The organism is Sinorhizobium garamanticum (assembly GCF_029892065.1).
Classification (GTDB): Bacteria; Pseudomonadota; Alphaproteobacteria; order Rhizobiales; family Rhizobiaceae; genus Sinorhizobium; species Sinorhizobium garamanticum.
In genome coordinates this window covers 2,689,437-2,700,996 of the sequence record NZ_CP120373.1, presented here as the reverse complement: position 1 = coordinate 2,700,996, position 11,560 = coordinate 2,689,437, and the positions used below count along the sequence as shown (strand labels likewise).

Here is an 11,560-nt window from a genome sequence, read left to right as displayed (position 1 = left end):
ATAGACGTTACCCACTTGTGGTCGACTATGTTAGGCCATATCCCCTGGCCGAGCGCGGTATCCACCACATGCAGTGGTGGCAACGCTATACTTCACCGCCCCTCGCCGCGTCTTCCGGATAGGCGTTTAGAAGCGCCTGAACGATCCGCCCGCAGCCGGTTCCCTTCGACGACTTGACCATCACCACATCGCCGGCGGCAACCGCTGCGAGTGCATAGTCCGTGAGATCGTCGACCGACTCGCGATAGACGATCGAAACCTCTGGCGGCAGAGCGTCGCGCAGATGCGCCATCTCGGGCCCGGTGAGCCACACGTCCGCAATTCCGGCCTCGACGATCGGTTTCGCAAGAGCAGCATGAACATCGGCCGCGTGCTCGCCCATCTCCAGCATGTCACCGAGGATTGCGATCCGGCGTCCGCCAACAGGTGGCTCGGCGTCGCGCAGCAGCGAGATAGCGGCGCGCATCGAGGCCGGGTTGGCATTGTAACTTTCGTCGATGAGCGTCAGCTGGCCCGCGCCGACTTTCAGACGGTGCTGCAGTCCCCTGCCCTTTTCCGGCCGCATGGTCGCAAGCGAGGCCAGGACCTGATCGAGATCAGCGCCTGCAAGCTTCGCCGCCGCGATGACAGCCAGTGCGTTCTCGGCGATATGGCGCCCTGGAGCGCCGATCGCGATTTCAAGCGTCCTGCCGCCGATCCCCGCCCAAAGCACCGATCCTTCCGATCGACCAGCGAATTCGACCAGCCGGAACTCGGCTTTCGGATTGGCGCCGAAGGAATGGATGTAGCTCACACCGGCGACGCCGGCGGCCCGCTCGAGAAGGGTGCATTGGGGGCTGTCGAGGTTGAGAACAGCGTGGCCGCCCTTGACGACACCCTCGAAGATCTCGGCCTTCGCCGCTGCGATCTCGTCGAGGCTCTCGAAATTGCCGAGATGGGCCGGAGCGATGCTGGTGACTACTGCCACGTGCGGGCGAACCATCTTCGTCAGCGGCCGGATCTCGCCCGGGTGATTCATGCCGATCTCGAAAATGCCGAAGTCGGTCGCTTCCGGCATCCGCGCAAGGGTCAGCGGCACACCCCAGTGATTGTTGAAGGAGGCAACGGAGGCGTGCACGCGGCCGAGCGGGGATAGCACATGTCGCAGCATCTCCTTCGTCGTGGTCTTTCCGACCGATCCGGTGACGGCGATAACCTTTGCCGCGCTGCGATCGCGTGCGGCGCAGCCGAGGCGGATCAATGCCTCCAGCACGTCATCGACGACGATCATCGGCGCGATCAACCGACCGAGAGCAGGAATCTTGCTCTCGCTGACGACAAGAAGGGAAGCTCCGTTGGCAAGGGCGATCCCGGCATAGTCGTGGCCATCGACGCGATCGCCCTTGATCGCGAAAAACGCCTCGTCCTTGTTTATGGTTCGGCTGTCGATCGAGATGCCGGCAATGCCCTCTGGCAGATTTCCGACCGGACGGCCGTTCATCGCAGCCAGAAGATCGCTGCTTGTCCAGAGCCAGGTCAAGTCATAGCCCTCCCAATGCCTTGCGTACTTCCTCGTGGTCCGAGAACGGCAGCGTCACGGAACCGATCGTCTGCCCTTCCTCATGTCCCTTGCCTGCGACGATCAGCGTGTCGCCGCTTTTCAGCATCCTGACCGCCGTGCGGATCGCCACGGCGCGGTCGCCGATTTCGGTCGCGCCCTTGGCCGCGGCCATGATCTCGGCGCGGATGACCTCCGGCACTTCCGAACGCGGGTTGTCGTCGGTGACGATGACCACATCGGCAAGCCGCGTGGCGATCTCGCCCATGATCGGCCGCTTGCCCTTGTCGCGGTCGCCGCCGCAGCCGAACACAATAATGATCCGGCCGGTGGTGAAAGGACGAACCGAGGCCAAGACGTTCTCAAGCGCATCCGGCTTGTGCGCATAATCCACATAGGCGAGCGCGCCGTCCTTCGTGTGCCCGACGAGCTCTAGGCGCCCGGACGCGCCCTGCAATTTCTCGAGCGCCGAAAAGGCCGCCTTGGCGCTGATGCCGGTGGACATGGCAAGGCCGGCGGCAACCAGCGCATTGGCGATCTGGAAGTCGCCGGCAAGCGGCACGTGGATTTCAAAGATATCGTCGCCGATATGTACCTCGGCCGACTGCTTGTGGCGGAAGTGCTCGACGCGTTTCAACGTGATGAATTCGCCCTTGCGTCCGACGGTGCGCACATCCTGGCCGGCTTTGCGGGCGGCGGCGATCGCCTGGTCCGACCATTGGTCGTCGGCGAAGATCACCGCCGGCGCGCCCTTGGGCAGGAGGTTGGAGAAGAGGCGCATCTTCGAGGCCATGTAATGCTCGACCGTGGGATGATAATCCATGTGGTCGCGGCCAAGATTGGTGAAGGCTGCGGCGGCAAGCCGAACGCCGTCGAGACGGCTCTGGTCGAGGCCGTGGCTGGAGGCTTCCATCGCCGCGTGGGTCACGCCGGCATCGGCGAGTTCTTTAAGCAGCTTGTGCAGCGAAACCGGGTCCGGGGTGGTCAGCGATCCATAGTCGTTGCGGCCCGGCGCCACGACGCCGGTCGTTCCGATCATCGCGGCAGCAAGGCCCGAATGGGCCCAGATCTGGCGGGTGAAGGAAGCGACGGAGGTCTTGCCCGCCGTGCCGGTCACCGCCACCATGGTCTCCGGTTGGCGGCCATAGAAGGCGGCTGCAGCCTTCGCCAGGAAACGGCGCGGCTCCGAAAGCCCGAATACTGGCGCGCCGGCTTCAGCAGCCGCGCCAGCCGCGGTGACCACGGCCGCGGCGCCACGCGAAAGCGCGTCGGCGATATAGGCGGCACCATTCGCCTTCGTCCCGGCGACAGCGACGAAAAGATCGCCCGGCTTTACCTGTCGGCTATCGGCCGTAATGCCGGCGATCTCGATATCCGAGGAAACGCCCTTCAGTTGCGCCGAAAGTTCCGGGAAAGCTGCTCCCGCCAGGTCCTTGATCTTCATGAACTGCATGTCTCGCATCAATTTCGATCCGCTGATGACGAATCGTCCGCATTCTCATTTCACGGTCAATAAGACACAAGCAAGGCAGAACCGTCTTCACCAAATTTCGGTTCGACTCCCAGAAGCGGCGCGGAGCGGCTGATGATGTCACGCACCATGGGCGCTGCGTTGGAGCCCGCGGTCCGCCCGCCACCTTCGCCGGTCTTCGGCGCATCGATGAAGGTCAGCACGATGTATTTGGGATTGTCGATCGGGAAGGCGGCGAGAAAGGCGTTAAAGTTCAGGTCACTTGCGTAACGACCGTTGACCACCTTGTCGGCCGTGCCGGTCTTGCCGCCGACGTTGAAGCCGGGAACGAGCGCCCGCTTGCCGGAACCCGCGATACCGTTCCAGCGAAGCAGGAAACGCATGTCTTCGCTGGTGCTCTTCTTGACGACCGCTGTCGCAAGCTCGTTTGCCTGTTCCTCAGTCCGCGGCAGGAAGGTCGGCGGGATGAGCTTGCCGCCATTGACCAGCGCCGCTCCGGCGACCGCCGTCTGCAACGGCGTCGTAGAGACGCCGTGACCGAAGGAGATGGTGATCGAATTGATCTTCTTCCATTCGCGCGGCTGGCTAGGTGTCTTGACCTCCGGAAGCTCCGTCGGCAGCTTCGACAAGAGCCCGATGCGCGTCAGGAATTCCTTGTGCCCGGGAATTCCAACCAGATCGGCGATTTTGGCTGTCCCGATGTTGGAGGAATACTGGAAGATCTCCGGAACGGTCAGCACGCGGCGCTTGCCGTGAAAATCCTTGATGGTGAAGCCGCCGATGCGGATTGGTGCCGTAGCGTCGAAACTGTCGTTGAGTGTCACCTTGCCGGAGTCGAGCCCCATCGCGATCGTGAAGGTCTTGAAGGTTGACCCCATCTCGAACGTGCCGTTCGACATGCGGTTCATCCAGCCTTCCTCGGCGCCTTCCACCGGCTTGTTCGGGTCGTAGTCCGGAACCGAAGCCATCGCCAGCACTTCACCGGTATTGACGTCGAGCACCACCGCACCGGCGGCAATCGCCTGGAAATTCTTCATGCCGGCGTCGATGACGTCACGCACGATGTTCTGGACGCGGACATCGATCGAAAGCTTGACCGGCTCGAGTTTCGCATCGCTGGTCATCCCGATCGCCGCCAGGTCGGCAAGGCCTTGGCCGTCGATGTAGCGCTCCATGCCGGCAACGCCGCGGTTGTCGATATTGACGTGACCGAGGATATGGGCGGCGGTCGGACCACCGGGATAGAAGCGCCGCTTTTCCGGGCGGAAGCCGACGCCGGGAATGCCGAGCGCCAGGATTTCACTCTGCTGCTTCGGCGTCAGTTGCCGGCGCAGCCATTGGAAGCGCGATTTCGACTTGAGCTTGTTGTAGATCTCGCGGGCGTTGAGATCGGGCAGAACCGTCGCCAGGCGCTCCACCGCTTCGTCGGCGTCGACGATCTTGTGCGGCTCGGCATAGAGCGACACGGTGCGGATATCGGTTGCGAGGATTTCGCCGTTGCGATCGAGAATGTCGGGGCGCGAAGCCATCAAACTGTCGGCCGGCCCGATCGAGGAAACGGTTTCCGGCTGCGCCATGCCGTACTGCACGAGCCGCCCTCCGATCACCGCATAGACGATGCCGAAGCTGGCAATGACGATCGCCACCCGGTTCTTGGCCTGGCTGGCGCTCCTCTTGCGTGCTCCCTGGATCGTGACGTTGACCCCGTCGGACGGGCGGTTGTTGCCGCCTGCCGAGAAATGCGCCTTGCTCTTCAGCACCATGATACGGGAGAGAAACGACATCAGCGCGCCACCGATCCTGTTGCGATACCATCTGTTTTGATGACGGCGGCGATACCGTCTTCAGCTGGCTTGTCGTCTTCCGGCTGCGGCAGATCCGCTTTCAGCATCGGAAGCTCCTCGGGACGCGCAAGTTGCGTCGAGGGGGTCGGTGCGAGTTGCAGGTCGGCGGCGAAAGCGGCCACGAGGCGCTCGAGCCGGTTCGGCTGGGTCAGCAGCGCCCAATCCGCCCTCAAGAGATCGATCGTGTCTTCCTCGAGCTTGATGGCGGCGTCGAGCCGGCGAACTTCTTCGCGCTTGTTCTCGGCCTGATGCTTGATCGTGTAGGTGACCGTAGCGGCTGCCGTCATGACGACGATCAGGACAATGTCGAGCGTTCGCAGCATCTTCTCTTAGCCCCCCAGTTTCGCAAGGCTCGCCAGTTCCGGCAGATTGAAAATGGACAGATCGTCTCCCGGCGACGGGGCCTCCGTGCGGATGCCGGCTCTGAGCTTGGCAGACCGGGCGCGCGGATTGCGGGACGCTTCTTCCTCGCTGGCCGCAATCATAGGCTTACCAACTGGCGTGAAGGTTGCGGCGCGGGCAGCGACCATCGGCAGGTGGCGGGATCCGGCCGCCTTACCGGATCGGTCCTGGAAGAACGTCTTGACGATCCTGTCTTCGAGAGAATGGAAGGTGACGACGACAAGGCGCCCGCCGGGCTTCAGCACCCGTTCGGCCGCGAAAAGCGCATTGGCGAGCTCCCCGAGTTCGTCGTTGACGAAGATGCGAAGCGCCTGGAAGACGCGGGTCGCGGGATGAATCTTGTCCTTGGCCTTGCGCGGCGTCACCGTCTCGATGAGGTTGGCGAGGTCACGCGTCGTTTCGAACGGCGCCTCGGCGCGGCGCTTCTCAATGGCGCGGGCGATGCGGCCCGCCTGCTTCTCCTCGCCGAGGAAGCCGAAGATGCGGATGAGATCGGAGACCTTGGCGCGGTTGACGACATCGGCGGCAGAGACCCCGGCGGCCGACATGCGCATGTCGAGAGGCCCTTTCTTCTGGAAAGAAAAGCCCCGCTCGGCCTCATCGATCTGCATCGAGGAAACCCCGATATCCAGCACGACGCCGTCGAGGCCACCTGCCGGCGCATGTTCGGCGAGTTCGGAAAAGCGGGCATGAACGAGCTTGAGCCGCCCTTCGGAGGCAGCGACAAGAGGTTGACCGGCGGCAATCGCCGTCGGATCGCGGTCGAGCGCGATCACGTCGGCACCGGCCTTCAGGATGGCGGACGTGTAGCCGCCGGCACCAAACGTGCCGTCGAGAATGACCTTGCCCGGTGCGGGATCGAGGGCGGCGAGCACTTCGCTCAGGAGGACGGGAATGTGACGAACCGGTCCGCCGTCGGCTTCAAAATCTCCGCCGCTTTGATCCGTCATCATTCCGCCTCTCCATTCTATTCCGGACGCAACCCCCGTTGCTTGCGCCCTTCCCGGGCCTCCGCCTGCGCCCTCGTAAACGCCTGCGGCTCCCAGAGCTGAAAATGATCGCCCCGTCCGACGAAAGTCACGTCGGTCGAGATGCCGGTGAAGTCGCGAATGAAATCCGTCACCATCAACCGGCCCTCCGGGTCGAGCTTCACAAAGACGCCGCCCCCATGAACGAGGAGCGACATCTGGTTGGCGGCATCCGAAAACGGATCCTCTGCCGCCATCTGCTTCTCGAACCGGTCCAGAAGCTCCGGCCCACCGACGCTGATCGCCGGAAAAACGAAGTCCTGAAAACAGTATAACTCCCGGACGCCCCCATCCGAAAGCACGGCGCGGAACGCCGAAGGCACGGACACCCGCCCCTTTGCATCGATCCGGTTCGTAGCATGTGACAAGAAGCGGTTCATGACGCGAAACGGCCGCCTCCGACTGACGGGCCACGATCATTGGCCCGCGCGAACACCTGCCTGCGCGCGCAAAATATCCCCGCCGGACACAAGCATGCCCGCCTGACCCTTCCGAGGAAGGAACCTTGGAATTTTGCGATGATGGGCCACGACGCGGCCCTTGCGCAGTACCATTATGGGATAACATGGGACCATATGGGCGTCAATGGGAGAGGCTCGTAATAAGCCTCGCGGATGATCAAATATTGATAGGTTGTTAAGTTTAACAAAGAGTTACGACCGGGACCCTAATCCCTTGGAATCCCGCGCGAAACCGCCCTACGGCAGCATTGGTCGCGGGAACTTTCGGCTGCTGATTCGTTTGAGAAAAGGCGGTTCCGCTCGAAATGCGGCTGCGAGCAGCAGGAGAAGAAAAATCGCCAGTTGGCCTGTAAGCCGGGTTCTGTATGGCCCCGCCCCCGAAGGAACGGGACGTGGCAGCCATTCATCTGGGACTGCGCTTGCGCGCAGCCTCTTGCAACCCACCCGGATGACGCGCCTGGAAACCGGCTGGACGCTTGCGCGCCCGTGTCATCCCTATTCGGTCTTGCTCCCGGTGGGGTTTGCCGTGCCGTCCATGTTGCCATGTCCGCGGTGGGCTCTTACCCCACCCTTTCACCCTTACTCCGCGAAGCGAAGCGGTTTGCTTTCTGTGGCACTTTCCCTGGGGTCGCCCCCGCCGGACGTTATCCGGCACCGTGTTTCCGTGGAGCCCGGACTTTCCTCCCCCCGCGGCCTTTCGGCACTTGCGGGGCGCGGCTGCCCGGCCAACTGGCAGAGGGGTCATTAACCGACCGAAACGGCAAGCGCCAGAGAAATCGAATATTTCATCTTCGCTTGCGCGGATCGGTCAGCGGTACGAAACCGCAAAATCGGTCTCGTATTCAGGGGCATCGAGGTGCCCGTTCAAGACGAGCACGGCACCGAGCCGGCCGATCTCGTCAGAACTCTTGGCGGCCTGTCCGTTACCGCCGGTGACGACAGCGAGGCGATCGCTGGCAAAACCGATATAGGGATAGCCGTGCCGCGTGAACGACGTGACGCATGGCGCAAAATGCGTCGAAACAGGCTGGAAGCCCGGCATCACTTCGGCCAGCAGGTCATGCATATGATCGGCTGCCGCTTTGCTGCCGCCAGCGCGGAACCATTCCCTCACCGCCGGTTCGCTGGCAAGCACCCGGTCGGTCGGGTCGCCGCCAACCTTGATGTAGTGTTTGCCGTCCGCATAGGCAACCGGCGGCAGCAAATAGTAGCTTCGCTCCTGCTGCGGAGCCGCGCAAATCAGCGACGGCATGCCCTCGAAGCCGGCGAGATCTTCGACACCAACCTCGGCGAAAAGCACAGTGCGCGCCTTCACGACAAGATCGATCGGCCGGGGCAGCAGCGCCTTCGACAGCGAGAAGCCGCCGGCCGCGATGAGGACGCGCCCTGCGCGAAATGTTTGGCCGTCGGCGGTCGCAATGGCGATGTGATCCGAACGCTCATCGACGGAAATCACTTCGGAACGGATGACCCGCGCACCCGATCTTTCGGCAAGCAGCGTCTGCGCCCGCACCAGCGCCCGGGGGTTAATGTGGCCCGCGCCGCGCCCCTCATGGATACCGCCATAGCCGTGTGGGAAACGGAACCAAGGGAAGCGCTCTAAGAGATCATCGCCAGAAATTAGCGGCGCCTCGACGCCGAGCCTGTCGCGGGCGCGCCCGACCTTGTCCAAATAGTCGAATTCGCCGCCCGGCGCCGGTGCCGCGATCAGGCAACCGACCTCCGCATAGAAGTCAATGCCACTATCGCCGGCAATCTCCGCGTAGCGGTCGATCGAGCGGCGGGCGAGTCGGGCCCATACCGGATCTTCGTCGATCGTGCGGGTAATGCGGGCATTGTCGTAGTGGCTGGCGAAAACGCCACCGTGGTTGGCCCAGTCTTCCGGCTCGTCGGGGCCGATGAGCGCGACGGTTGCACCCGCAACGGCCAGATGCCGCGCGGCCGCAGCCCCCATCATGCCCTTGCCGACGACGACGAAATCAAAGCTTTCCGACATGCCACTCCCCGATCGTTCGCTCCGCCGGGGATAACATGCCGCAAAAGCAATGGCACCGAATTCCTTCGGGAATTAACGGTTTGCCGGAACGCGGGACCTATCCGGCTACTGCATGATTCCTTAAATCGAAACCGACTTAAGGACAAAATCATGCAGAAAACTCAAAGCCCTACAGCGACCTTTGCGCGTCTGGCTAGGCCTCGGATCGAAATCGGTCCGAGGCAAGTCATGTGTCGGTTCGGGGACGGAGCCGCCCCCCCGGAACCAACGATTGAACGTTTAGTTCAGAATGCTCTGAACCTTGCCGCAATAGCGCTTCGACACCGGATTCATGCGCTTGGCGCCGTGGCCGGCATTGTATTTCAGAATTGTGCCGCAGGTTGAGCCGTCCGAAAGCTCTTGCGCCTTCGCCAGATACAGCATGCCGAACTTGATGTTGGTTGCCGGGTCGTAGAGGCCCTTGGCGGAACCGGAGTAGCCCATCATGCGGGCGGTGGCGGGCTTGATCTGCATCAGGCCGATCTCGCCGGCGCTGCCGCGCGCATTCGGGTTGAAGTTGCTTTCGACCTGCACGACCGCGTGGGCAAGGCCGGCGGGCACGCCATATTGCTTGGCGTAGGACTGGATGAGAATCGTGTACTGAGAACCGTTTGTCAGCTTTAGATCCGGTTTCGGATAGCCTGTGGTTCTGGTGACCGACGGAAGGGCAGAAGTCTTGATGGTTTTGTCGACATCCCCTGCATACGACATACCCATCCCGGCGAAGAACATGCCGAAGCATGCCGCCACCGCAGCAACAGACGATATTCTCATGTAGTTTGAAGTCTCCGGTCTGGGGAACCGCTCGCGCCGGCGCACCCCGCCGCCACGACCGAATTTCCCGATCGTTTTTATTGACAAAAGAGCGGCGCGGTCGCGCTGCATCCCCTGCAGTTGATGCAGGGAAAATGAGGGGGCCATCATGGTAAACATGTGGCAACACAAGAAAATCGTGCAGGAAAGTGGTGAGCGCGCTAAATTAGCGCCCCCAAAAATCGCCGCCTAAAGGCTGAGATTCGGAAGTGCGGAGAGCAGGCGGTGAAGCGTGTCGATGGTCGAAACATCGGCGATTCCGTCCACTCTCGCCTGACGGAAATGCCGCTGGAATGCGGCCACCGCGCCTTCCGTCTTTTCACAGAAATCGCCTGTTACTTCAATACCATAGCCGTAAAGCGACAAGAGCGACTGGATCGCCTCGACCGGCTGCCCGCGGTCACCGCGCTGGAAAAACCGGCCACCGCTGACCGGCGTCGGTTCGACCCAGTGGCCGACCCCTTTGGCGTGCAGCACATGCCAGGGAAATTTTTCTCCCGGATCGACCTTGCGAATTGGTGCGACATCGCTATGCGCAAGCACTCTTTCCGGGGCGATGGACCAGCGCTGGCCACAGTCCCGACACAATTCGACGACCGCCTCGATCTGTGCTTCAGGGAAGTCCGGCAGTCCGCCCGGATGGCCGACATTGGCGATCTCGATGCCGATCGAACAGGAGTTGATATCCGTCTCGCCCTTCCAGGAGCTCTTGCCAGCGTGCCAGGCGCGTCGCTCCTCCGCGACGAGCTGGTCGATGCGGCCGTCCTCGTGGACGAAATAGTGGCTGGAGACCTGGCTTTCCTCGCGGCAAAGCCAGTCGAGCGCCGAAGCGGCCGTCTCCATGCCGGTATAGTGCAGCAGGATCATATCCGGACTCCGCCCACCCGCCCGCTCGCTATAATTGGGCGACGCCACCAGGCGCGCACCGGGAAAATCGCATGTCTTCGCTGTCATGCGGCGCGGCGTTCTTTCTCGATCGCCTCATAGGCTGCGTTCAGTGCCGCCATGCGATCGTTCGCGATCGCATGAAATTCCTCCGGCACGCCCCGCGCCACCAGCATGTCCGGATGGTGCTCGGACACGAGCACGCGATAGCGCCTGCGGATCTTGGCGAAATCGTCCTTCGGCGACACGCCCAGCACCTCATAGGGATCACCCATGAGGTGGACATGGCGCGCCATGATGCGCTGGAAATGCTCCTCGTCCATCGTGAAGATCTCCGCGACCCGCATGAGGAAAGCGAGTTCCTTCTCATGCACGGCGCCATCGGACTTCGCGATGTGGAAGAGCCCGTCGATGATGTCTTCAAGGATCGGGCAGTTCTTCTCGCAGGACGAGCACAGCGACGCCATCTTTTCGGCATAGGCCTCGTAGCCCGCGACGTCCTGACGCGCGAGGTTGTAGAGACGCGCAACATTCTGCGCCTGATCCGCGGGAAATTTGAAGATATCGCGGAAGGCGGCAACCTCGGTCTCGGTGACGATGCCGTCGGCCTTCGCCATCTTCGCCGAAAGCGCAATCATGGCGACCGAGAATGCGACCTTGCGCCGCGTTTCCGGATCCCCCTCAAAGAGGGTCCGAACGGCCTCCACCACGCCTGCGAGCGCATTGCCCGTGGCCGTGACGATTTTCAGCAGGCTGTCCCAGAATGACATATGTGCGATTTTTCCCTGTCCACCAGCAGCATGACCTGATGTGGTGGCAAATTGCAAGCGGCCGGTCGCCGGAAAACGTCACGGATGACGAGTTTGTGATGGCCCCTCAATAAATCATATCGCCGTAAATCTCAACCTATTTCGAAGTATATACGCGTCGAACGATTCAGCACCTGACGGCCGAACTTTTGAAGCATCCACAGGCCTGTCATTTAACTTCCATCGGATTTGCGCTAGACCACGGTGTCCTTGAATGAGCAAGGATCATGAACATGACCGGCTCCGCTGAGCCGTTGCCAGTGCCGAATCGCCGA

At 62.1% G+C, this 11,560-nt stretch carries 10 protein-coding genes and 1 other RNA gene; all 11 read right to left on the bottom strand.

Features of this window, described 5'->3' with window-relative positions:
* Positions 1-85 precede the first annotated feature (85 nt).
* The 11 genes from PZN02_RS12520 to PZN02_RS12470 all read right to left on the bottom strand — a co-directional run bounded on the left by PZN02_RS12520 (position 86) and on the right by PZN02_RS12470 (position 11,246).
* Positions 86-1,519: a UDP-N-acetylmuramoylalanyl-D-glutamyl-2,6-diaminopimelate--D-alanyl-D-alanine ligase gene (locus tag PZN02_RS12520; protein WP_280658308.1), complete on the bottom strand. Its 1,434-nt coding sequence runs from the start codon at positions 1,517-1,519 to the stop codon at positions 86-88.
* A 1-nt stretch (position 1,520) separates the two neighbouring features.
* Entirely contained in the window at positions 1,521-2,981 is a 1,461-nt protein-coding gene (locus PZN02_RS12515; protein WP_280661479.1) for a UDP-N-acetylmuramoyl-L-alanyl-D-glutamate--2,6-diaminopimelate ligase, read from the bottom strand.
* Between the two features lie 65 nt (positions 2,982-3,046).
* Positions 3,047-4,792, bottom strand: coding sequence for a peptidoglycan D,D-transpeptidase FtsI family protein (locus PZN02_RS12510; RefSeq protein WP_280658307.1), 1,746 nt, complete (start codon positions 4,790-4,792; stop codon positions 3,047-3,049).
* A complete protein-coding gene (ftsL, locus tag PZN02_RS12505; protein ID WP_280658306.1) occupies positions 4,792-5,175 on the bottom strand; it encodes a cell division protein FtsL in 384 nt (127 codons plus the stop codon). Before ftsL ends, PZN02_RS12510 begins: the two co-directional genes overlap by 1 nt.
* A 6-nt stretch (positions 5,176-5,181) precedes the next feature.
* The gene (gene rsmH / locus PZN02_RS12500; protein WP_280658305.1) at positions 5,182-6,207 is read right to left on the bottom strand and encodes a 16S rRNA (cytosine(1402)-N(4))-methyltransferase RsmH; all 1,026 of its coding nucleotides are present in this window, start codon (positions 6,205-6,207) and stop codon (positions 5,182-5,184) included.
* Between the two features lie 14 nt (positions 6,208-6,221).
* The gene (gene mraZ / locus PZN02_RS12495) at positions 6,222-6,662 is read right to left on the bottom strand and encodes a division/cell wall cluster transcriptional repressor MraZ (RefSeq protein ID WP_280658304.1); all 441 of its coding nucleotides are present in this window, start codon (positions 6,660-6,662) and stop codon (positions 6,222-6,224) included.
* Between the two features lie 415 nt (positions 6,663-7,077).
* Positions 7,078-7,476, bottom strand: an RNA gene (gene rnpB / locus PZN02_RS12490) — RNase P RNA component class A.
* A 75-nt stretch (positions 7,477-7,551) separates the two neighbouring features.
* Positions 7,552-8,739, bottom strand: coding sequence for an NAD(P)/FAD-dependent oxidoreductase (locus tag PZN02_RS12485; RefSeq protein ID WP_280658303.1), 1,188 nt, complete (start codon positions 8,737-8,739; stop codon positions 7,552-7,554).
* Positions 8,740-9,018: 279 nt separating this feature from the next.
* Positions 9,019-9,552: a lytic transglycosylase domain-containing protein gene (locus PZN02_RS12480; RefSeq protein WP_280661478.1), complete on the bottom strand. Its 534-nt coding sequence runs from the start codon at positions 9,550-9,552 to the stop codon at positions 9,019-9,021.
* Positions 9,553-9,780: 228 nt separating this feature from the next.
* Positions 9,781-10,545, bottom strand: coding sequence for an N-acetylmuramoyl-L-alanine amidase (locus PZN02_RS12475; protein ID WP_280658302.1), 765 nt, complete (start codon positions 10,543-10,545; stop codon positions 9,781-9,783).
* Complete coding sequence (locus PZN02_RS12470) at positions 10,542-11,246, bottom strand: J domain-containing protein (protein ID WP_280658301.1); 705 nt, start codon at positions 11,244-11,246, stop codon at positions 10,542-10,544. Before PZN02_RS12470 ends, PZN02_RS12475 begins: the two co-directional genes overlap by 4 nt.
* Between the last annotated feature and the right edge of the window lie 314 nt (positions 11,247-11,560).